The following is a 21,432-nucleotide window of genomic DNA, read 5'->3' on the forward strand; positions in this document are numbered from 1 at the left end:
TTTGTGTTGCTGTGCTGGCGGATGCCAGCAAGCGCTAAAAAGCACTGCGTTTGCGAACTTTGGTGCTGGACTTGAGCATAGCATCGGCCATGGTCCATCTGCTTCAGTAGTTGCCCTGTAAAAAAAGGACCGATCCTTCACAGAACGGTCCTTTGGCAGGGTGTTACCGGCATGGCCGGTGAAGGCCAGTTCAGCGCCCGACCACGCGGGCCATCTCCAGGCACTTGTTCGAGTAACCCCACTCGTTGTCGTACCACGCCACCACCTTGATGAAGGTGCTGTCCAGTGCAATGCCCGCATCGGCATCGAACACACTGGTGCACACCTCGCCACGGAAATCGGTTGAGACTACTTTGTCGGTGGTGTAGCCCAACACACCTTTGAGTGCACCTTCGCTTTGTGCCTTCATCTCGGCGCAAATCTCGGCATAGGTGGCTGGGCTGTTCAGCTCGGCCGTCAGGTCCACCACCGACACATCCGACGTGGGCACCCGAAACGCCATGCCCGTCAGCTTGCCCTTGATCTCGGGGATCACCACGCCCACCGCCTTGGCCGCGCCCGTGCTGCTGGGGATGATGTTTTCCAAAATGCCGCGACCGCCGCGCCAGTCTTTGTTGCTGGGGCTGTCCACGGTTTTTTGCGTGGCGGTGGCCGCGTGCACCGTGGTCATCAGGCCCCGCTTGATGCCCCATTTGTCGTTCAGCACTTTGGTGATGGGGGCCAAGCAGTTGGTGGTGCAGCTGGCGTTGCTGATGATGGCTTGTCCGGCATACGTGCCGTGGTTGACGCCGTACACAAACATCGGGGTGTCGTCTTTGGAGGGTGCCGACATCACGACCTTCTTGGCGCCTGCGGCCAGGTGTTTGCCTGCGCTGTCTTTGTCCAAAAACAAGCCCGTGGATTCGATCACCACATCGGCGCCGACCTCGTTCCATTTCAGGTTGGCCGGGTCGCGCTCTTGCGTGAGGCGGATTTTTTGGCCGTTGACGACCAAGGTGTTGCCCTCGACGGCCACGGTGCCCTTGAAGCGGCCATGCACGCTGTCGTATTGCAGCATGTAGGCCAGGTAGTCGGGCTCTAGCAAGTCGTTGATGCCGACGATCTCGATGTCGTTGAAGTTTTGCACCGCTGCGCGGAACACCATGCGGCCGATGCGGCCAAATCCGTTGATGCCGATTTTGGTGGTCATGTCTGTCTCACTTTCGTTGGAGGTTTAGGCTGTAGCCCACCCGCAACGGGTGGGCCTGACATGTAACCATCCTATGCGAAATCATGAAACTTTGTTACAAAACCCCGCCTGTCGGCTGGTTTGTTCTGGTTTTGTAACTCATTTTTCAAGATGGATGCCCGATCCAGTTGGGCATAACGACGCCCTGATGTCACACCCAGCTTGACCGGGTGTCTATGTCAGCCCGGCACCCTGGCATGCCGAGAGACAGGTTTTTATGATGGGCCGCAATGTGCTGCAAAGCAGCCCCATAAAGCCACGCTGCGGAAGGTGTCTGCGCCCTGCTCCGAAACTCCTGCTGAAGTTCGCAGACCCCCTGGCTATAAGATGCCATTGAGCCCGCAGCCAGGATTTGCCCAGTGAACACAGCACACATCAACACCGACAACTTCAACAGCGAATGTTTTTGCATCAGCCTGGACGACCAGGCCTTGGCGCAAACCATGGCGGCAGACATTGGCAACCCGGCACTGTTTGACTTGGTGCGCGACCGCTTGCCGTCCCTTTTTTCGGCGCGACCCGTGGTGCTTTCGCAGGCGCAAGTGCAGCGCATGGCCCGTCTGATCGCGGCGGTGGAGTCGGTGGCCTGCTTGCCGGCTTACCGCGAAGAAGTGCTGTCCCGCTCGGACCCGATTGCTCGCCACCCGACGCGTGCCAAAAGCGTGTTCATGGGCTATGACTTTCATGTCCACGGCAACGAACTTGGCCAGGGCTTTGGCCTGATCGAGGTGAACACCAATGCGGGCGGGGCGCTGCTCAACGCTTTGCTGGCGCGGGCGCAGCGTGCCTGCTGTCCAGAGATCGAAGCGATGGTGCCCACGGCGGCGCAGGTCGACGCGTTGGAGTCGGCCTTTGTGGCGATGTTTCAAAACGAGTGGCGACTGGCCCAGCCTGACCGCCCTTTGCAGACGGTGGCCATTGTCGATGTGTCTCCTGAGCAGCAATACCTGTACCCGGAGTTCTTGCTGTTCCAGAGTTTGTTCAAACGCCACGGCGTGCAGGCGGTCATTGCCGACCCATCGCAACTCGTCTGGCGCGACAACCGGCTTTGGTTCGACAACACCGCGATCGATCTGGTCTACAACCGCTTGACCGACTTCGCACTGAGTGTGCCAGCCCACGCTCATCTGCGTGAAGCTTATTTGCAGGACGCCGTGGTCTTGACGCCCCACCCGCAGGCCCACGCATTGCTGGCCGACAAGCGCAACCTGGCCTTGCTGTGCAACGCAGACACCTTGACGGCCATGGGTGTACCCGCGGCCACGCAAGCCGTGTTGCTGGACGGCATTCCGCAGACCGTGGTGATGACCCCGTCCAACGCCGAGCATTTGTGGGCGCAGCGCAAGCACCATTTCTTCAAGCCCTTTGCGGGTTATGGCGGCAAGGCGGCGTACCGGGGCGACAAATTGACGCACCGCGTTTGGGCGGAGATCTTGGCTGGGGATTACATCGCGCAAGCTTTGGTGGCCCCGGGCGAGCGCACCATATCGGGGGGTGAATCGGCGCAAGTGCTTAAGTTCGATGTACGCAACTACACGTACAACGGGCAGGTGCAATCGCTGGCGGCGCGTTTGTACCAAGGGCAAACCACCAACTTCAGAACACCCGGTGGCGGCTTTGCCCCGGTGTACGTGGGCCTTTGAACGATGCCCATGCCTGTGCCCATGCCCGTGCAAACCCGGTGCGTCAAATTCAACAAACCGGGTAAAAAGCCTTTTTGATTTGCGTTGCGGCGATGACCCAAGAGCGTCAGCGTCTGTGAAAGGGAGAGATGAGCAGTTTGAATTTTGACTACATCGTGGTGGGTGCAGGTTCGGCCGGTTGTGTGCTGGCGGCCCGCTTGAGCGAAGACCCATCGGTGCAGGTGGCCTTGATCGAGGCCGGGCCGCCCGACACCAGCGCCTTGATCCATTGCCCAGCGGGCATTGCGCTCATGGCCCGCACCGAAATCGTCTCGCAAGGCTTCAACACGGTGCCGCAGCCCGGTTTGTTGGGGCGCACTGGCTACCAGCCGCGTGGCCGAACTTTGGGGGGCTCCAGCTCGACCAATGCAATGGCCTATATCCGGGGTCAACAGGTCGACTACGACACTTGGGCCGATATGGGCTGTGAAGGCTGGGCATGGGCCGACGTGTTGCCTTATTTCCTCAAGGCCGAGCACAACGAACGCATCCACAACGAATGGCATGGCCAGAACGGCCCTTTGAATGTGGCCGACCTGCAAAGCCCCAATCCGTTTGCCCAATGCTTTGTCGAGGCGGGTGTGCAAGCGGGTTTGGCGCACACCACCGACTTCAATGGTCCCACACAAGAAGGCGTGGGCTTGTACCAGGTCACCCAGCGTGCGGGCGAGCGTTTCAGTGCAGCCAAGGCCTACCTCACGCCGAATCGCTCGCGTGCCAATTTGCACGTCATGACCGGCGTCACCGTGGACCGGATTGGCTTGGTCGATGGCGTGGCGCGGCAGGTTCACACCTTGCAGGGTGGCCAGTCGCAGACCTTGACCGCTCGGCGCGAGATCATTTTGAGCGCGGGCGCTTTCCAATCCCCTGCCATCCTCATGCGTTCGGGCATCGGGCCAGCTGCGCATTTGCAAAGCCTTGGCATCGAGGTGCTGCGCGACTTGCCCGGCGTGGGTGAAAACCTGCACGACCATCCTGACGCGGTGCTGGTGGCCGATGCACCGGGGCAGACCGATTTGATCGGTGTGTCACCCAAAGGCATGTGGCACACCTTGCAAGCCTTGTGGGAATGGCGGCAGCACAGAAAGGGGCGCCTGACCACCAACTTCGCCGAAGGCGGCGCGTTTTACAAAAGTCGACCAGAAGAAGCGCACCCGGACATCCAGCTGCACTTTGTGGTGGCCAAGCTGGTGGACCATGGCCGCCAACTGACGTTGGGGCATGGCTACTCTTTGCATGTGTGTTTGTTGCAACCGGACAGCCGTGGTCGGGTGCAACTGACTGACCGCAACCCCCATGGCGCACCGCTGATCGACCCCCAGTTTTTGAGCGAACCGCGTGATCTGCAGCGCTTGCGCGATGGCGTACGCCAAGCTCAGCGCATTCTGGCCCAGCCCGCTTTGGCCGCATATGGCAAAGAGTGGGCGGCATCTGCCGATGCACGCACCGATGAACAGCTGGAGCACTGGATTCGCCAAAATGCCGACACGGTGTACCACCCGGTGGGCACTTGCCGCATGGGCCAAGACGCGATGGCGGTGGTGGATGCGCAACTGCGCGTGCATGGCGTGCCAGGGCTGCGCGTGGTCGATGCCTCGGTCATGCCGCGCATCGTGAGCGGCAACACCAATGCGCCCACGATCATGATGGCCGAGAAGGCGGCAGATTGGATTCGGGCGTCTTCGCGTTAAGTGTTTTGTGGGCGTGTACCTTCGTGCTTGAACACCTGTAAAGCCGACACAGCCATTTGCGAGCGGGGGCTCGCTCCCGCATGTTCGATGCCCATGACAAAAGCGCCCGAAGGCGCTTTGGTGTGAACACCATGACTCAGATGCCAATGCCCCGCCGGGGCGATGTGGCAAAGCGAAGCGCCTCTGACCCCTGGCGGGGCATTGGCATCTGAGTCTGCCGCAGGCACCTGCGGCAGACCCAGCAGAAACTCACTTCTTCTTGGCCACCACCCGCACCATCTCCAGGCACTGCTTGGCGTAGCCCCATTCGTTGTCGTACCAAGCGACGATCTTGACGAAGCTTTTGTCGAGCGCAATGCCTGCGGTCGCGTCGAACACGCTGGCGCAGGGCTCGCCACGGAAGTCGGTGGAGACCACTTTTTCGTCGGTGTAGCCCAGCACGCCTTTGAGTGCGCCTTCGCTTTGCGCCTTCATCTCGGCGCAGATTTCGGCGTAGCTGGCATCGCTGCTCAACTCCACGGTCAGGTCAATGACCGACACGTCAGAGGTCGGCACGCGGAAGGCCATGCCGGTGATCTTGCCTTTGATCTCAGGAATCACCACGCCCACCGCTTTGGCCGCGCCGGTGCTGCTGGGGATGATGTTTTCCAAAATGCCGCGACCGCCGCGCCAGTCTTTGCGTGAAGACCCGTCCACCGTCATCTGGCTGGCCGTGGCGGCGTGCACGGTGGTCATCAGGCCGCGCTTGATGCCCCATTTGTCATTGAGCACCTTGACCACGGGGGCCAGGCAGTTGGTGGTGCAAGATGCGTTCGATACGATGGCCTCGCCCGCGTATTTTTTGTGGTTCACGCCATAAACAAACATGGGAATGCTGTCTTTGGATGGGGCCGAGATCACAACCTTTTTGGCACCCGCTGCGATGTGCATCTGGCTGGTGGGCTCGGTCAGGTAGTGGCCGGTGCATTCGAGCACGGTGTGCACACCCATCTCGCCCCAGCGCAGATTGTGCGCATCGCGCTCGTGCGAGAGTTTGATCTTTTTGCCGTTGACGATCAGGGTGTCTTCGGTGAAGTCCACCGTGCCATCAAAGCGGCCATGCACGCTGTCGTACTTGAGCATGTAGGCCAGGTAGTCGGCGGGCTTGGGGTCATTGATGCCAACGATCTGGATGTCGTCATAGCCGTGCTTGAGCGCTGCGCGCAAAGCCAGACGGCCAATGCGGCCAAATCCGTTGATACCCAACTTGATGGTCATTTGAATGCCTCAGGAGAAAGTTACGAAACCGTTACGTAACCGGATTTGAAACCAAGACCCTTGCATGGGCCTGATTCCCGGACAAGGCTTCAACGCTCTTGGGCGTTGAAGATGTCCCCGGTCAATGGCAGACAGGCCCCGCAGAGCCCCGAAGGGCGCTGCAGGCGGCGCTAAGGTCAGGCCTTGAGCAGCGCAGCGTGGACGGTGTCGGCCACGTTTTCGGCGGTGAAGCCGAAGTGTTTGAACAAAACAGGCGCAGGTGCCGACTCGCCGTAGCTGTCGATGCCGACCACGGCAGCGCAGCCGTATTTCCACCAACCATCGGTGGAGCCCATTTCGACCGCCACGCGGGGGATGCCTGCAGGCAGCACGCTTTGCTTGTACGCAGTGTCCTGACGGTCAAACACATTGGTGCTGGGCATGGACACCACGCGCACACCAATCTTGCGCTCGGCCAGCAGCTTTTGCGCGGCCATTGCCAGCTGCACTTCAGAGCCGGTAGCGATGATGACGCCGTGGGTTTTCTTGATGCCGACGCTTTCAGGCTCGGACAGCACATAGGCGCCGCGGCTGATGTCGCCCAAATCGCTCTTGGGCGAATAGGCCAGGTTCTGGCGGCTCAAAAGCAAAGCCGATGGGCGGCTTGCGTTTTGCAGGGCCACGGCCCAGGCCACGGTGGTTTCGGCCGTGTCGGCAGGACGCCACACGTCCAGGCCGGGGATCAGGCGCAGGCTGGCGGCGTGCTCGATCGACTGGTGGGTGGGGCCGTCTTCGCCCAGGCCAATCGAGTCGTGCGTGAAGACGTGGATGACGCGCTGCTTCATCAGCGCGGCCATGCGGATGGCGTTGCGTGAATAGTCAGAGAAGGTCAGGAAAGTGCCGCCGTAAGGGATGTAACCGCCGTGCAGGGCCACGCCGTTCATGATGGCGGCCATGCCGAATTCGCGCACGCCGTAGTTGATGTGGCGGCCAATCTTGGAGGCCCCTTCGGTAGCCGAGCCGTCTGCCGTCTTGACCACGTCACCGGCCAAGTCCACGCGGAAGGCGGGGGTGCTCTTGGTGTTGGTCAGGTTGGAGCCGGTCAGGTCGGCCGAGCCGCCCAGCATTTCGGGCAGGGCGGCCGTGAAGGCTTCCAGCGCCAGTTGGCTGGCCTTGCGGCTGGCCACGGTCTCGCCCTTGGTGTGGGCGGCAACCACGGCGTCAAAAGCCACTTGGTTGAAGTTTTTGGGCAAGTCGCCCTTCATGCGGCGCACAAACTCTTTAGCCTGTGCCGGGAAGGCGGCTTTGTACGCTGCAAAACTGGTGTTCCAGGTGGCTTCGCGGGCCGCGCCTGCGGCCTTGGCATCCCAGTCTGCATAGACTTCTTTGGGGATATTGAAGGGTTCAGACGTCCAGCCTAGGGCTTCGCGGGTCAGCTTGATTTCTTCGGCACCCAAAGGCTCGCCGTGGGCTTTGGAGGTGCCTGCGCGGTTGGGCGAGCCCTTGCCGATGGCGGTCTTGCAAACGATCAAGGTGGGCTTGTCAGCGCTGTGTTTGGCGGTGGCAATTGCGGCCGACACGGCGGCGGCGTCATGGCCGTCCACAGCGTCGATCACGTTCCAGCCGCAAGCGGCAAAGCGCTGGGGCGTGTTGTCGATGAACCAAGGCGCGACCTTGCCGTCGATCGAGATGCCGTTGTCGTCGTACAGGGCGATCAGTTTGTTGAGCTTCCAGGCCCCGGCCAGGGCCACGGCTTCGTGGCTGATGCCCTCCATCAGGCAGCCGTCACCCATGAACACATAAGTGTGGTGGTTGACGATGACGTGGCCGGGTTGGTTGAACTCGGCGGCCAGCATTTTTTCGGCCAAGGCCATGCCCACGGCGTTGGTGATGCCCTGGCCCAAGGGGCCGGTGGTGGTCTCAACGCCAGGGGTCACGCCCACTTCGGGGTGGCCAGCGGTTTTGCTGTGCAGCGTGCGGAAGTTTTTCAGGTCATCGACCGACAGCTTGTAGCCCGTCAGGTGCAGCACCGAATAAATGAGCATGGAGCCGTGGCCGTTGGACAACACAAAGCGGTCGCGGTTGGCCCAGTGCGGGTTTTTGGGGTTGTGTTGCAGGTGCTCGCCCCACAATGCCACGGCCATGTCGGCCATGCCCATGGGGGCACCGGGGTGACCCGAGTTGGCTTGTTGAACAGCGTCCATTGCGAGGGCGCGGATGGCGTTTGCCATTTGTTGTTGATTGGCCATGTGGGCAACTCCGGTGATGAATTCGGGAAAACCCGGGATTTTAGCGGTTAAGCACGCCCCCAGCCGCCGCAAGCACGCCTCTTGCGCCTTGAACAGGAACAACAGGCGTACGGAACATGGCAACATCGGTGCATGAATTCGATCCCCCCAGCCAGCTTTGACGTTGGCCCGACCGCCGCCGAACCTGATGAATCGACAGACCGCTTGCAAGCTCAGGCCATGGTCTTGGCCGCTGGCCGTGGCGAACGCATGCGCCCGCTCACCGACACCACCCCCAAACCCTTGCTGACCGTGCGCGGCCAGCCCCTGATGCAGTGGCCCATGCAGGCCTTGGCCCGTGGCGGCTTTGGTCGCCAATTGGTGAACACCGCTTGGCTGGGTGAAAAAATCAGCGCGCAGTTTGGCGCTCAGGTGAACTGGCCCGGTCTGCCGCGGGTGAGCCTCGCCTATTCGAACGAAGCCCAGGACTTTGGCCAAGCGCTTGAAACCGCCGGGGGCATTGTGCGTGCCTTGCCCCAGTTGGCCGAGGTGTTTTGGGTCGTGGCGGGCGATGTGTTTGCCCCCGACTTTGTCTTTACGCAAGAGGCTGTGCAGCGCTTTGCCGCCAGCCCGGCGCTGGCCCATCTGTGGCTGGTGCCCAACCCCACGCACAACCCGAGCGGCGACTTTGGCCTCTCGGCCACAGGCCAGGTGCTCAATCTGTCCAAAGGCGCGGCGGGCTGCGACCACACCTTCAGCACCATCGCGCTGTACAAACGCGCTTTTTTTGCCGACTGCGGCCTGCCCGCAGGCAACCCGCAAGGTGTGGCGCTGGCACTGGCCCCCTTGCTGCGGGCGGCGATGGACCGGGGACAAGTGACCGGCGAGGTGTATGCCGGTGACTGGACCGATGTGGGCACGCCCGAGCGGCTGGCGCACTTGAACGGCGGTCAGGTATGAACGTGATGCAGGTGTTTGGGGCGGCTCCTACAATGCGCCCATGAGCTCCAATACCCTCTACGCCGACCGTCGCGCCCGCCTGGCTGCCCAATTGGGCACTGGCGGCATTGCCATCATCCCCACTGCGCCAGAGCGCCCGCGCAACCGCGACAGTGACTTTTTGTACCGGCACGACAGCTACTTCTATTACCTGACCGGTTTCACCGAGCCGCACGCCACGCTGGTGATCACGGCCGACGGCGAGACCACGCTGTTTTGCCAGCCCAAAGACCTGGAGCGTGAAGTCTGGGACGGCATCCGTTTGGGGCCAGAGGCCGCGCCCGCCGCCTTGGGGCTCAGCCGGGCCTTGTCCTCGGCCGATCTGGCTGCGCAAATGCCCAAGCTGCTGGAAAACCGCAGCACCGTTTGGTACCCGTTTGCCATCCATTCTGGGCTGGAAGGCCGTGTCGATGGTTGGCTGCAGTCGGTTCGTGCGCGTGTGCGCTATGGTGCTTTGTGCCCCGACCAGCAGCGCGATCTGTGCAGCTTGCTCGACGAGATGCGCTTGGTCAAAGACGCGCACGAGCAGGCCGTCATGCGCCGCGCCAGCGCCATCAGCGCCGGTGCCCACATCCGCGCCATGCAGCGCAGTGCCGCCATGTTGCGCGCCGGGCAAGAGGTGCGTGAATACCACTTGGACGCCGAGTTGTTGCATGAGTTCCGTCAGCACGGTTCGCAGTACCCGGCCTATGGCTCCATCGTGGCGGGCGGGGCCAATGCCTGTGTGCTGCATTACCGCGCCGACACGGCCTTGATTCGCGACGGCGATTTGGTCTTGATCGATGCGGGTTGCGAGCTGGATGGTTATGCCAGCGACATCACCCGCACTTTCCCGGCCAACGGCACATTCACCGGGCCGCAACGCGCTTTGTATGAGCTGGTGCTGGCTTCGCAAGACGCTGCCGTGGCCGCTACCAAGGCCGGCGCCCGTTTTGTGGACCCGCACGAGGCCACGGTGGCCGTATTGGCGCAGGGCTTGCTCGATGTGGGCTTGCTGGACAAAAACAAGGTGGGCCACGCGCAAGACGTGATCGCCAACCGCAGTTACTTTCAGTTTTACATGCACCGCACCGGCCACTGGCTGGGCATGGATGTGCACGATTGCGGCAGCTATGTCGAGCCCTCGCAGGTGGGCCAAATCAGCGAACGCAAAGACCCGCTGAGTGGCGAGCTGATCAAAGACCGCCCGAGCCGCATCTTGCAGCCAGGCATGGTGCTGACCATTGAGCCGGGCTTGTATGTGCGGCCCGCGCCGGGCGTGCCTGAAAAGTTCCACAACATCGGTATCCGCATTGAAGACGACGCCATCGTGACCCAGACTGGTTGCGAGCTGATCACGCGCGGTGTGCCGGTCAAGGCCGACGAGATCGAAGCCCTGATGAAGGGTTGAGCCATGTCTGAGGCCGTCTATTCGCCTGCACGGGCAGCTCGTTTTGGTCGTGTGTTGTCAATCCAGATTGGGCGGGTGCGCCCCTTGATGGTGGGCGAGCGCAAGCTGATGTCGGCCATCGGTAAAACAGCGGTGGCAGGCCCGGTGGCGCTGGGCCCTTTGGGCTTGATGGGCGATGAGCAGGCCGACCTGTCTGTGCACGGCGGCCTGAGCAAAGCGGTTTATGCCTTGCCGTCAGAACACCTGCCTTGGTGGCAAGCGCAGCGTCAGGCTCGGGGCGTGACGATGTTCGATGAAATCCTAAACCCCGGTTATCTGGGCGAAAACCTCAGCCTGCAAGGGCTGTCCGAACACGACGTGTTCATCGGCGATGGCTTGAAGTTGGGCGATGTGGTTTTGCGCGTGACGCAACCCCGTGAGCCTTGCGGCAAGTTCAACGCGGTGATGGGCTACGCGCTGGCCGCCAAGGACATGGTGCAAAGCGGGCGCTGCGGCTTTTATCTGGCGGTGGACCAGCCGGGCATTTTGCAAGCAGGTGCTTCTTTTGAAGTCATTCCGGGGCCTCGTTCCACCAGCGTGGCCGATGCCTTGCTACACAAAGCGTGGAAGCATTTGCGTTGAGACGGCGGGCATTTGTGTGCAAAAGTCAAAAGCCAACTCACTTGTTACGCAGATTGACGCGGTCAAAACGCGTTAATCCGGGGTCTACAATGAAACTTACGCCGATCTGTCGCCTAGCGACTTGATAAATTCAACAATATTAAGAATTGCTGTTGAACGCCAACAGCCACGCGGCACTTTCCTAAAACGGAGCACAACAATGACCAACAAGGTTCAAGCCGAAGAAAAACGCGCGCAATTGCGCAAAGCCGCACTCGAATACCACGAGTTCCCGACTCCCGGCAAAGTGGCCATTGCGGCCACCAAGCAGTTGGTCAACCAGCACGATCTGGCGCTGGCTTATTCGCCTGGCGTGGCCGCACCTTGCGAAGAAATCGTCAAAGACCCGGCCAACGCATTCAAATACACCAGCCGAGGCAATCTGGTGGGCGTGGTGACCAACGGCACCGCCGTTCTGGGCTTGGGCGACATTGGCCCATTGGCCAGCAAGCCGGTCATGGAAGGTAAGGGCGTCTTGTTCAAGAAGTTCTCGGGTATCGATGTGTTCGACATCGAGATCAACGAAAAAGACCCGGACAAACTGGTCGAGATCATTGCTTCACTGGAGCCGACCTTTGGCGGCATCAACCTCGAAGACATCAAGGCACCCGATTGCTTTTATGTCGAGCGCAAGTTGCGCGAACGCATGAAGATCCCGGTCTTCCATGACGACCAGCACGGCACAGCCATCGTGGTGGGCGCAGCCATTTTGAACGGCTTGAAAATCGTGGGCAAAGACCCCAAAAAGATCAAACTGGTCACCTCGGGTGCGGGCGCTGCCGCCCTGGCTTGCTTGGGCTTGCTGGTCAAGCTGGGCATTCCTCGTGAAAACATCTGGGTCACCGACTTGGCGGGTGTGGTCTACGAAGGTCGCACCGAGCTGATGGACGAAGACAAGATTCAGTTTGTGCAAAAAACCGAGCACCGCACGCTGGCGCAGGTCATCGATGGCGCCGACGTGTTCCTGGGTTTGTCAGCCGGTGGCGTGCTCAAGCAAGACATGGTCAAGTCCATGGCGGCCAAGCCGCTGATTTTTGCCTTGGCCAACCCCAATCCCGAAATCGACCCTGAAGACGTCAAGGCCGTGCGCGACGACGCCATCATGGCCACCGGTCGCACCGATTACCCCAACCAGGTCAACAACGTCCTGTGTTTCCCCTACATTTTCCGCGGCGCTTTGGATTGCGGTGCAACCACCATCACGTTGGAGATGGAAATCGCGGCCGTGCACGCCATTTCCGAGTTGGCGCAAGCCGAGCAAAGCGAAGTCGTGGCCGCCGCCTATGTGGGCGAACCTTTGGTTTTTGGCCCTGAGTACCTGATTCCCAAGCCGTTTGACCCGCGCTTGATGATGAAGATCGCCCCAGCCGTGGCGCAAGCCGCCGCCGACAGCGGCGTGGCCTCGCGCCCCATCAAAGACCTGGACGCTTACCGCGAAAAGTTGCAAGGCTTTGTCTATGCCTCGGGCACGATGATGAAACCGATTTTCACGGCCGCCAAGCGCGCCCTGAAAAAGCGCATCGCCTATAGCGAAGGCGAAGAAGAACGCGTGCTGCGTGCATCCCAGATCGTGGTGGACGAAGGCATCGCTCGCCCAACCCTGATTGGCCGGCCGGCGGTGATTGCCGAGCGCATCGAAAAATTTGGTTTGCGCTTGAAAGAAGAGCTGGACTATGACGTGGTCAACGTCGAGTTGGACCACCGCTACCGCGACTTCTGGCAGACCTACCACCGCCTGACAGAGCGCAAGGGCGTCACCGAGCAAATCGCCAAGATTGAAATGCGCCGCCGTTTGTCGCTCATTGGCGCCATGTTGCTGCACAAAGGCGACGTGGACGGCATGATTTGTGGCACTTGGGGCACCAATCCCATGCACCTGAACTACATCGACCAGGTCATCGGCAAGCGTGCTGGTGTCAACACCTACGCCTGCATGAACGGCTTGATGTTGCCCGGCCGCCAGGTTTTCATGGTCGACACCCACGTCAACTACGACCCTACGGCCGATCAGTTGGCCGAATTCACCATCATGGCGGCCGAAGAAATGCGCCGCTTCGGCATCAAGCCTAAGGCGGCTTTGCTGTCGCATTCCAACTTTGGCTCCTCCAACCAGCCCAGCGCCGTCAAAATGCGTGACGTGCTTGAGTTGCTGCGTAAAAACGCGCCATGGCTTGAAGTGGACGGCGAAATGCACGGTGACGTGGCGCTGGACGCGGCAGCGCGGCAGGCCATCATGCCCAACAGCAGTTTGATTGGCGATGCGAACTTGTTGGTTTTGCCAAACATTGACGCCGCCAATATTGCTTACAACCTGCTCAAGACGGCTGCGGGCGGCAACATCGCCGTGGGACCTGTTTTGCTGGGGGCCGCCAAGCCGGTTCACATCTTGACATCCAGCACCACCGTGCGCCGGATTGTGAACATGACTGCCCTCACTGTGGCCGACGCCAACGCGGCGCGTTAAGCCATAAAAAGACAGCAAGCGCTAACTTAAGCCTTGAATGCCCAGACAGGTTTTGCCTGTTTATTGGGCATTCGCTTGCTTTTTTATGTCGTTTGCCTCACACTAGCGCCTTCGAGTTTTCGGGTTTACCCGGGGGCTTCTGAAAGGTGTTTTCATGAAGGTGGCGCGACAAATTGCCGCCCTGCAGCGCTGGATGCCGGTGCTTTTGGGGTTGGTGCTCTCAATTTGCACTCTGTGGGTGCAGGCCAGTCCGGCCACCTCTGCCCAAACTTCACCGACTCTGTCGGTGACAGATTTGCCGCGAGAAGGCCAAGAAACGTACCAACTCATCCGCAAGGGGGGTCCTTTTCCTCATGAAAAGGACGGCACGGTTTTTGGCAATCGCGAGCGGATTCTGCCCCGTGAGACGCGGGGGTTTTACCGTGAATACACCGTCAGAACACCTGGAGTGAAGCATCGCGGAGCACGGCGCATCGTTTGCGGTGGCCAGGTTTCCCGAAATCCACAGACCTGTTACTACACACAAGACCATTACGCGAGTTTTCGCATGATTGTCGACAAGCCTTGATTTTTAGACTTTAGAGAAAGACCACGGAGATGGACACGCCGATTCGTCACGACCAAGAGGCGCCCCTGAAGGGCGTGCGGTCTAACATCGTGCAGTCGATTCGCGCTTACCGCGTGAGCGACTTGCAAGAGGCCGCCCAAGGCCTGGGCCACCACTTTTTGTATGCCAACTTGGCCGAAGCCCAGAGCAAACAAGACGTGCTGGACCTTATTGGTGCGCAATTCACGCTGCCCTCGCACTTTGGCAAGAACTTTGATGCCTTGTACGACTGCATGACAGACCCCTTGCACAAGTCGGGTCCACAGCCAGGCTTCATCGTGGTGCTGGAGCAAATTCCGGCACACGTCAAATTTGACAAGGAAGCCCGCGAGCAATTGCTGGACATCTTCCGTGACACGGCCGATTACTGGGGAGACAGGAAGATACCCTTCCGATGCTTCTATTCTTTTCTGTAGCCCGTTCTGCGCAAAATAGCCAAGCAGGACGGGCGATTGAGGCACAAACCGAGGACGCCGTGATGGCCGAATCGGTCGAAGAAGGCGAAAAAATGCCCACCGACAAATTGGTGGACGTGTCGCCCTTGGCGCTGCGCATGAGCAGCCCATTCAATGCAGGTTATTGGCTCGCAGCCGCCTGATCTCGCGTTGAGCTGCTGTATGCGGCAAAGTAAAAAAAGCCCGTCATTGACGGGCTTTTTTGTGGTTGCTGACTTTGTTGACGATTTCAGACCGCTTGCGCCAAAGCCACAAACTCGGCCACAGGTACTTCTTCGGCCCGGCGTTGCAAATCAAAGGTGCCGCTGAAACCTTTTTCTTCGAGCCATTTGCCCAAGGTGTTGCGCAAGATTTTGCGACGCTGGCTGAAGGCGACTTGCACCAGTGTTTCCAGCGTCTTGACGTTGACCTCGGGTGGTTGGGCCAACGGCACCATGCGCACCACGGCGCTGTCCACGCGCGGGGGTGGGTCAAAGCTTTCAGGGGGCACAAACAGCACATTGGCCATGTCGTAGCGCCATTGCAGCATGACCGACAGACGGCTGTAATCAGATGTGCTGGGCTTGGCCACCATGCGGTCGATCACTTCTTTTTGCAGCATGAAGTGTTGGTCTTCTATCACGTCCACTTGCGCCAGCAAATGGAACAGGATGGGCGTGGAGATGTTGTACGGCAGGTTGCCCACCACCCGGATTTTGGGCTTGGCTAAAGGCGAGGTCTTGGCCAGCATCTGCGTCGCCAGAGCCCTGAAGTCGACTTTGAGCACATCCGACTCGACCACCGACAGGTGCGGGTGCTCGCGCAGGCGCACCGCCAGGTCGCGGTCCAGCTCGATGACCGTCAGGTGACCCAAACGCTCGACCAAAGGCTGCGTCAGCGCGGCCAGGCCAGGACCAATTTCGACCATGGGCTGGCCCGCTTCGGGGTTGATCGCATCCACGATGGCATCGATGATGCCGCCGTCGGTCAAAAAGTGCTGACCAAACCGTTTGCGTGCGATGTGTTTCATTGGGGTGGCTCTCGCATCTCGACATAGGCCCGGCCACGGATGTCTTCGACCCAGGTGGCATAAGCCTCATCGAGTTTCTTTTCGCGCAAGGCATTGCGCGCCAGGGTGCGTTGCTCCTGATCGCTCATGGGCGCGTTGCGGCGGTCGGTGACTTCGATCAAGTGAACGCCAAAGCGGGACACCAGCGGTTCTGCTAATTGCCCTGGACGCAGGCGGTTCATGGCTTGTTCAAACTCTGGCACAAACATGCCGGGGTTGGCCCAGCCCAAGTCCCCACCTTGTTGTGCGCTGCCGTCTTGCGACATCTCGCGGGCCAGTGCTGCGAAATCGGCTTTGCCGGACACCACGGCTTTGCGCACTTCGGTGAGCTTGGCCACGGCCTGGGTTTGCGACATTTGTGCGGAAGGCCGCAGCAAGATGTGGCGGGCACGCGTTTGCGTCACCATCAGGGTGGTGGTTTGGCGGCGCTCAATTACTTTGAGAATGTGAAAGCCTGCGGCAGATCGAACAGGTGCAGCCACTTCACCCACATTCAGGCTGCGCGTCGCGTCCAGAAACAAGTCGGGGTAGCGATCGGCAGGGCGCAGACCCATGTTGCCGCCATTGGCCCCTTTGTCGGTGGTTTGAGAAAAAGCCTTGGCCAGCTCGGCAAAGTTTTCGCCCGCGCGTGCACGGCGTGCAATGTCGGTCGCGCGTTCGCCCAAAGCTTGAACGTCTGATGCGGTGCTTTGTTCAGGCACCGAGATCAGGATCATGGCCAAATTCAACTGGGCTGGCATTTGCTCAGCCTGTGCTTTCAGCTGTTCGCTCAGGAATTGCTCGACTTCGACGTCGCTGACGCGGATGCGGCCTTCAACCTCGCGCTCGCGCAAACGGGTGAGGGTGAGTTGGGTGCGCAGTTGTGTGCGAAAAGCGCTCACGGTGATGCCTTCTTGCGCCAAGCGCTTGTGCATTTCCTCACGCGTCAACTGGTTGCTGGCCGCCACATTCAGCTCGGCCTGCTCAATGGCTTCATCTTCAATTTTGATGCCCGCATCGCGCGCTTGCTGCAATTGGGCTTTTTCGTTGATCAGTTGCTCGACGGCCAAGCGATTGAGTTCGTTGGTGTCGGGTTGTGCGCCGCCGCGAGCAGCCGCTTCGCTGGCCAGGCGCTGACGCAGCACTTGCACATCGCGGTTGGTGATCGGCTCTGAATTGACAACCGCCACGATGAAATCGGCCTGGCGAATGAGGGCGGTGGCGGCTTTTGCAGGGGAATCATTGGGGGTTTGCGCCCAAGAACCGGCTGAGCAGATCAGGCTGATCGCACCCAGGATGGCGGCCCGCCAGGCTGAACGGGCAGGAAAAAACAGTTTATTCATAGTGCTGGAACCGACTGGGTTGAACCGTGCTGTCACGCAGGTATTGGTAGCGGGGAATGTTGTCACTGAGGCTCTTTAAGGGGCTGATGCCTACGCGTGCAAAGCCAATGAATTCAAGTTGGAAAAGAATGCGGCTGGTGGCGCTGGTGGCGCTGATACTGGAGGTGTTGGTTTGCAGGCGCTGAAAGGCAACCCGGCCCAGCCAGCAGCCGGCATCGTATTCCATGCCCACCAGAGTGTCCACGAGGCTGCGCTCTTTCAGGCTGTAATTGAGCCTGCCCACCGTGTACCAGCGGTCGGGCCCAAGGCCTTGCCCTGGGGTACGCGACCAGGCGGTCTCGGCCTGTCGGTCGGTTTGGCCGATCAGGTCGCTCAAAGGCCATTGCCAGCCCAAATCCACAAACTCAGAGTTTGGGGTCACTTGGTTGTTGGCGCGGTAGGCCATATTGATGACCCGGTAAGGGCTGTGGCTGTAGCGCCCTTGCAGGGTGGTTCGGCTGATGTCGTGTGTTTGGTTGTTGGCCTGGATGGTGGCGTCGAATGACCAGCGATCGTCCCATCGGATGCCTGCACCGAACAAAATGTCGCTCAGGCCCGCCGAGTTGGCGACTTGGCCAGGTAAGACGACCTGCTGATCTGAAAACCGGATGCGTTGGGCCACGCCCACCCGAAGCATTTCAGCGCCGTTGGCAGCGTCAAAAAAGCGGCTGTTCACACCCAACGTCAGGGCGTCGTTGTCCACCAGTCGGTCCTGACCCACATAGGTGTTTTCGCTGTAAATGGTGGACAAGTTGAAGTCGGTGGCACCGCTGTCATAGACCGGCAACATGTCTTGGTTTTTGTAGGGCGTGCGGGCGTAAAAAACGCGAGGCTCCAGTGTTTGCACAACATCGCGTCCAAACCAACGGGTCTCGCGTTCAAATACCAGACCGGAGTCCAGACTGAAGGTGGGCAAGACCCGGTTGACCGCACTTTCGCCATTCGACAAAGGCCGGTCCATCTGGTAGCGCGTGGCGTGCAATTGCAGTTTGGGTGTCACAAAGCCCCAAGGGCGAATCCAGGGGCGACTCACCTGGGCTTGTATGAAGCTGCGTTCACCGTTGCGCGGCAAGGTGCCCGCAGTGACCAAACTGGCCACACGTGAATAGTCGGCCTCAAACCGTGTGGTGTCTCCCACCACGGACCAATCCAGACCTTCGGCGTTCCATTGGCCGTAACGCATGGTGATCTGTGGCGCCCGGTCGTAAGGGGGGGCCGCTTCTTGCAGGTTTTGCCAGCGCTGCACTTGGGCGCTCATGCTGAAGTCACCCCTGCCCCAAGACAAGACGCCGGTGGACGGTAAAGCGCGTTGCGTCAGCACCAAGCCAGAGCGTGGGAAATCACGCCAGTAGTTGTTGTCGCTGACCCGGTTCAAGGTCAAACCCAGGTTGATGCGGCCCACGCTGTCGAGTCCCGTGTCAATGCCCCCGTTGTGTTGGCTGGACAAGCCCCAGCGGGTTTGTGAGCGCAGTTTGTCGCTGGGCATCAGGTTCAAGCGCAGCAAGCCGCTGTAGTCCCTCTCCAGATAACGAAATTCGGTGTCTGCCGCCACTCCGCGCTGGCTCATCACATGCGTAGTGACGGTGGCATCGCGGTTGGGTGCAATGTCAAAGTAATACGGTTGAGCCACTTCAACGCCGTTGACTGTGTCGATGCTGAACAGTGGCGGCAACAGGCCGGATTTGCGTTCATTGGTCAATGGCAGGCTGATGGAGGGCGCAGCAAAGATGGGCACATCCTGAAAGCGCATTTGAACGCCGCTGGCCTCGATGCTCGACTCTTCTTCGTCAATGGTCAGTTGTGTGGCTTTCAGCAGCCATTCGGGCAGCCACTCGGGGCCCGGGGTACGCCGGCATGTCGTGTAGTTGGCTTGGCGAACGATGGTGCGCTGGTTGTCCACAAATTCGACTTCGGCGGCTTGACCGTAACCCCCACTGCCGTACAACTCGAAGTCCGGTTTTTCAAAGGTGCCCTGAAAGCTGTCGACCTTGAGCTTCAGTCTTGGGCCGCTGAAAACACTGGTCGGCGTGCTGACACGCACGTGGCCTGTGGCATCCACCACGTCTTGCGTCTGGTCGTAGTCAAGTCGATCGGCGCGCAAAGCCAACCCTGGCCGTCGGATGCTGGCCTGACCTTCAACCACCAAGTCCATGTCGGGGCGGGCGGTGATTTGTGCACCTTTTACAAATACGGCCCCCTCAGATTGCTGACGTTCCGAAACCTTTTCCTCCAGCAAAGGGCTGCTGCGCAAGGACAAATGGGCCGGCTGACCCCAAGACGCGCTGACGCTCAAAGCCAACAGCAGTGCCGCAACGGGGTTGCGGCAGGCAAAGGCAGCCGTTGGTTTCATCGGCAAACAGAAAATTGCGAAATATGAGGCCACAAAATGGGGGAAGTTGCAAAAGAATCAGCCTGCCCTGACCCGTCAAAGGCAGCAACAGGCTTTGTAGAATGCGATTATCCATGAGCCACCCCTCTTCATCCCCCTTTTCCCCGTCTGTGCCTGTTTCTGAGGTCAGCTGGGCAGACCCTGCCCGCCAGGGTTTATGCCATCAATGGATGGCGAGCATCGCTGCTGAGCAGGGGCTTTTGCCCGAAACTTTGCGCATCGCATCGGCCGATGCCAGCTTTCGCCGCTACTTGCGGGTGGACACCGTACAAGGTGACAGCCGCATCGTCATGGACGCGCCACCTGACAAAGAAAACTCGGAGCCCTTTGTCCGCATTGCCGCCTTGATGAAAACCGCTGGCCTGCATGCGCCCGAAGTGCTGAACTGGCACGCAGCCCATGGCTTCATGTTGCTGAGTGATTTGGGTGATGCCACCATGATGTCGGCCATCGACGCCGAGCGCCCCCAAGCCAACCATGGCCTGTACATGCAGGCCGTGGACGCGCTGGTGCAGTGGCAGCTGGCCTCGCGCCCCGGCGTGTTGCCGCCCTATGACGAGGCCTTGCTCCACCGCGAGCTGAGCCTGTTCCCTGATTGGTACTTGGCCCAGCACAAAAAAGTGCAGATGGCAGGGCAAGACAAAGAGACGATGGACAAGGCCTTTGCCCTGATCGTGCAGCGCAACCTGGCCGCGCCCAGCGTGTATGTGCATCGCGACTTCATGCCGCGCAACCTGATGATGCCCCACGGCGCTGGGCCACTGGGCGCGCAACTGGGTGTGCTGGATTTTCAAGACGCGGTTCATGGCCCCATCACTTACGACATCGCCAGCCTGATGCGCGATGCCTTCTTGAGCTGGGACGAAGACTTCGTGCTCGACATCACCATCCGCTATTGGGAAAAAGCCCGCAAAGCTGGCCTGATGGACTTTGAAGACTGGCACAGTGACTTCGGCGCGTTTTACCGCGCCGTTGAGTGGATGGGCTTGCAGCGCCACCTCAAAGTCGCCGGTATTTTTGCCCGCCTGACCTTGCGCGATGGCAAGTCCAAATACCTGGCCGATGCGCCCCGCTTCATCCACTACATCCGCACCACCTGCGACCGCTACCGTGAACTGGGCCCCTTGCTCAAGGTGATCGACGAGATCGAGGGCACCACGCCGCAAGTGGGCTTTGCTTACGGGCGCATGTGAGCATGCCGCGTTTTTATTGCCCCACCCCTCTGGCCACTGGCCTCGCCCTGAGTCTGCCTGCTGGCGCTGCCCGTCATGTGCAGGTGCTGCGCATGCAGCCGGGCGATGTGATCACTTTGTTCAATGGCGAGGGCGGCGAGTTTGAGGCCACCGTGACCCGCATGGGCCGCAGCGATGTCGAGGTCGAGGTGGGTGCGCACCATCCGGTGGAGCGTGAAGCCGCCCGCGCTGTCCACTTGCTGGCGGGCATCACCGCCAACGAGCGCATGGACTGGTTGGTCGAAAAAGCCACCGAGTTGGGCGTGGCCAGCATCACGCCCTTGGTGGCCGAGCGCAGCGTGCTCAAGCTCAAAGGCGAGCGGGCCGAGAAAAAGCTGGCGCACTGGCAAGGCGTGGCCGTGGCCGCCGCCGAGCAATGCGGGCGCAACCGGGTGCCTGTGGTCCATGCGGCGGTGACGCTGGGGCAATGGCTCCAAACAGCCCCAGCCGGTGAGCGCTGGGTCTTGTCTTTGTCGCAAGGCACTCAGCCGCTGGCGCAGATGACGGGCAGCGCGGGCGTGACCGTGCTCAGCGGCCCAGAAGGCGGCTTGAGCCCCGCTGAAGAGGCCGCGGCTTTGTCGGCGGGCTTTGTGCCGGTGACTTTGGGGCCTCGGGTGTTGCGGGCCGAGACCGCGCCTTTGGCCGTGCTCGCGGTGTGCGCCTGAGGGCGTTTGCGCACCCGCGGCGTCGCCATGACGATGCCTTTGACGCCAATGAGCGCAGCATTTGCGCGGGCCAAGCCAGCGGCCTTTATAAGCAACA

Annotated in this window: 17 protein-coding genes; 11 read left to right on the forward strand and 6 right to left on the reverse strand. The window is 60.3% G+C overall.

Annotated features, from left to right (window positions below; translation table 11 throughout):
• Positions 1-190 precede the first annotated feature (190 nt).
• Positions 191-1,189, reverse strand: a complete 999-nt coding sequence (gap, locus tag BN3544_RS01025) for a type I glyceraldehyde-3-phosphate dehydrogenase (RefSeq protein WP_019429918.1) — start codon at positions 1,187-1,189, stop codon at positions 191-193.
• 398 nt (positions 1,190-1,587) lie between these two features.
• Here gap (BN3544_RS01025) and BN3544_RS01030 point away from each other — a divergent pair, with 398 nt between their 5' ends.
• Both BN3544_RS01030 and BN3544_RS01035 read left to right on the forward strand, forming a co-directional pair.
• Positions 1,588-2,871 (forward strand): hypothetical protein, encoded by a 1,284-nt coding sequence (locus BN3544_RS01030; RefSeq protein WP_019429917.1) that lies wholly within the window; start codon positions 1,588-1,590, stop codon positions 2,869-2,871.
• A gap of 128 nt (positions 2,872-2,999) precedes the next feature.
• Positions 3,000-4,601: a GMC family oxidoreductase gene (locus tag BN3544_RS01035; protein WP_019429916.1), complete on the forward strand. Its 1,602-nt coding sequence runs from the start codon at positions 3,000-3,002 to the stop codon at positions 4,599-4,601.
• A 249-nt stretch (positions 4,602-4,850) separates the two neighbouring features.
• Here BN3544_RS01035 and gap (BN3544_RS01045) read toward each other — a convergent pair whose 3' ends face one another.
• Positions 4,851-5,858, reverse strand: coding sequence for a type I glyceraldehyde-3-phosphate dehydrogenase (gene gap, locus BN3544_RS01045; RefSeq protein WP_019429914.1), 1,008 nt, complete (start codon positions 5,856-5,858; stop codon positions 4,851-4,853).
• Between the two features lie 176 nt (positions 5,859-6,034).
• Complete coding sequence (gene tkt, locus BN3544_RS01050; RefSeq protein ID WP_019429913.1) at positions 6,035-8,086, reverse strand: transketolase; 2,052 nt, start codon at positions 8,084-8,086, stop codon at positions 6,035-6,037.
• A 219-nt stretch (positions 8,087-8,305) separates the two neighbouring features.
• On the opposite strand from tkt, the gene BN3544_RS01055 reads away from it, so the two are divergent.
• From BN3544_RS01055 to BN3544_RS14225, 7 genes are all read left to right on the forward strand, one after another.
• Positions 8,306-9,025: a nucleotidyltransferase family protein gene (locus tag BN3544_RS01055; protein ID WP_026036638.1), complete on the forward strand. Its 720-nt coding sequence runs from the start codon at positions 8,306-8,308 to the stop codon at positions 9,023-9,025.
• Between the two features lie 40 nt (positions 9,026-9,065).
• The gene (locus BN3544_RS01060) at positions 9,066-10,454 is read left to right on the forward strand and encodes an aminopeptidase P N-terminal domain-containing protein (protein WP_019429911.1); all 1,389 of its coding nucleotides are present in this window, start codon (positions 9,066-9,068) and stop codon (positions 10,452-10,454) included.
• A gap of 3 nt (positions 10,455-10,457) precedes the next feature.
• Positions 10,458-11,075, forward strand: coding sequence for an MOSC domain-containing protein (locus tag BN3544_RS01065; protein ID WP_019429910.1), 618 nt, complete (start codon positions 10,458-10,460; stop codon positions 11,073-11,075).
• Between the two features lie 199 nt (positions 11,076-11,274).
• A complete protein-coding gene (locus tag BN3544_RS01070) occupies positions 11,275-13,578 on the forward strand; it encodes an NADP-dependent malic enzyme (RefSeq protein ID WP_019429909.1) in 2,304 nt (767 codons plus the stop codon).
• A 154-nt stretch (positions 13,579-13,732) separates the two neighbouring features.
• Positions 13,733-14,146, forward strand: coding sequence for a guanyl-specific ribonuclease (locus BN3544_RS01075; RefSeq protein WP_019429908.1), 414 nt, complete (start codon positions 13,733-13,735; stop codon positions 14,144-14,146).
• A gap of 29 nt (positions 14,147-14,175) precedes the next feature.
• A complete protein-coding gene (locus BN3544_RS01080) occupies positions 14,176-14,601 on the forward strand; it encodes a barstar family protein (protein WP_019429907.1) in 426 nt (141 codons plus the stop codon).
• Positions 14,580-14,783, forward strand: a complete 204-nt coding sequence (locus BN3544_RS14225) for a hypothetical protein (protein WP_155820470.1) — start codon at positions 14,580-14,582, stop codon at positions 14,781-14,783. Before BN3544_RS01080 ends, BN3544_RS14225 begins: the two co-directional genes overlap by 22 nt.
• Before the next feature lie 86 nt (positions 14,784-14,869).
• On the opposite strand, the gene rsmA is transcribed toward BN3544_RS14225, so the two are convergent.
• The 3 genes from rsmA to BN3544_RS01095 are packed head-to-tail and all read right to left on the reverse strand — an operon-like array spanning position 14,870 to position 19,399.
• A complete protein-coding gene (gene rsmA / locus BN3544_RS01085; RefSeq protein ID WP_019429906.1) occupies positions 14,870-15,649 on the reverse strand; it encodes a 16S rRNA (adenine(1518)-N(6)/adenine(1519)-N(6))-dimethyltransferase RsmA in 780 nt (259 codons plus the stop codon).
• Positions 15,646-17,010: a peptidylprolyl isomerase gene (locus BN3544_RS01090; protein ID WP_019429905.1), complete on the reverse strand. Its 1,365-nt coding sequence runs from the start codon at positions 17,008-17,010 to the stop codon at positions 15,646-15,648. Before BN3544_RS01090 ends, rsmA begins: the two co-directional genes overlap by 4 nt.
• Positions 17,003-19,399: an LPS-assembly protein LptD gene (locus BN3544_RS01095; RefSeq protein WP_019429904.1), complete on the reverse strand. Its 2,397-nt coding sequence runs from the start codon at positions 19,397-19,399 to the stop codon at positions 17,003-17,005. Before BN3544_RS01095 ends, BN3544_RS01090 begins: the two co-directional genes overlap by 8 nt.
• Positions 19,400-19,512: 113 nt before the next feature.
• Here BN3544_RS01095 and BN3544_RS01100 point away from each other — a divergent pair, with 113 nt between their 5' ends.
• Both BN3544_RS01100 and BN3544_RS01105 read left to right on the forward strand, forming a co-directional pair.
• Positions 19,513-20,631 (forward strand): aminoglycoside phosphotransferase family protein, encoded by a 1,119-nt coding sequence (locus BN3544_RS01100; protein WP_026036636.1) that lies wholly within the window; start codon positions 19,513-19,515, stop codon positions 20,629-20,631.
• A 2-nt stretch (positions 20,632-20,633) separates the two neighbouring features.
• On the forward strand, positions 20,634-21,335 hold the full coding sequence (locus BN3544_RS01105) for a 16S rRNA (uracil(1498)-N(3))-methyltransferase (RefSeq protein ID WP_026036635.1): 702 nt from the start codon (positions 20,634-20,636) through the stop codon (positions 21,333-21,335).
• Positions 21,336-21,432: the final 97 nt, after the last annotated feature.

Origin of the sequence: Limnohabitans sp. Rim47 (assembly GCF_001517545.1) — a bacterium.
Taxonomy (GTDB): domain Bacteria; phylum Pseudomonadota; class Gammaproteobacteria; order Burkholderiales; family Burkholderiaceae_C; genus Limnohabitans_A.

Excerpts from the sequence above, each read along its gene's own strand:
- gap (WP_019429918.1), bottom strand. The coding sequence starts at position 1,189 with ATGACCACCAAAATCGGCATCAACGGATTTGGCCGCATCGGCCGCATG.
- BN3544_RS01035 (WP_019429916.1), top strand. The coding sequence starts at position 3,000 with ATGAGCAGTTTGAATTTTGACTACATCGTGGTGGGTGCAGGTTCGGCC.
- gap (WP_019429914.1), bottom strand. The coding sequence starts at position 5,858 with ATGACCATCAAGTTGGGTATCAACGGATTTGGCCGCATTGGCCGTCTG.
- tkt (WP_019429913.1), bottom strand. The coding sequence starts at position 8,086 with ATGGCCAATCAACAACAAATGGCAAACGCCATCCGCGCCCTCGCAATG.
- BN3544_RS01055 (WP_026036638.1), top strand. The coding sequence starts at position 8,306 with ATGGTCTTGGCCGCTGGCCGTGGCGAACGCATGCGCCCGCTCACCGAC.
- BN3544_RS01060 (WP_019429911.1), top strand. The coding sequence starts at position 9,066 with ATGAGCTCCAATACCCTCTACGCCGACCGTCGCGCCCGCCTGGCTGCC.
- BN3544_RS01065 (WP_019429910.1), top strand. The coding sequence starts at position 10,458 with ATGTCTGAGGCCGTCTATTCGCCTGCACGGGCAGCTCGTTTTGGTCGT.
- BN3544_RS01070 (WP_019429909.1), top strand. The coding sequence starts at position 11,275 with ATGACCAACAAGGTTCAAGCCGAAGAAAAACGCGCGCAATTGCGCAAA.
- BN3544_RS01075 (WP_019429908.1), top strand. The coding sequence starts at position 13,733 with ATGAAGGTGGCGCGACAAATTGCCGCCCTGCAGCGCTGGATGCCGGTG.
- BN3544_RS01080 (WP_019429907.1), top strand. The coding sequence starts at position 14,176 with ATGGACACGCCGATTCGTCACGACCAAGAGGCGCCCCTGAAGGGCGTG.
- BN3544_RS14225 (WP_155820470.1), top strand. The coding sequence starts at position 14,580 with ATGCTTCTATTCTTTTCTGTAGCCCGTTCTGCGCAAAATAGCCAAGCA.
- rsmA (WP_019429906.1), bottom strand. The coding sequence starts at position 15,649 with ATGAAACACATCGCACGCAAACGGTTTGGTCAGCACTTTTTGACCGAC.
- BN3544_RS01090 (WP_019429905.1), bottom strand. The coding sequence starts at position 17,010 with ATGAATAAACTGTTTTTTCCTGCCCGTTCAGCCTGGCGGGCCGCCATC.
- BN3544_RS01095 (WP_019429904.1), bottom strand. The coding sequence starts at position 19,399 with ATGAAACCAACGGCTGCCTTTGCCTGCCGCAACCCCGTTGCGGCACTG.
- BN3544_RS01100 (WP_026036636.1), top strand. The coding sequence starts at position 19,513 with ATGAGCCACCCCTCTTCATCCCCCTTTTCCCCGTCTGTGCCTGTTTCT.
- BN3544_RS01105 (WP_026036635.1), top strand. The coding sequence starts at position 20,634 with ATGCCGCGTTTTTATTGCCCCACCCCTCTGGCCACTGGCCTCGCCCTG.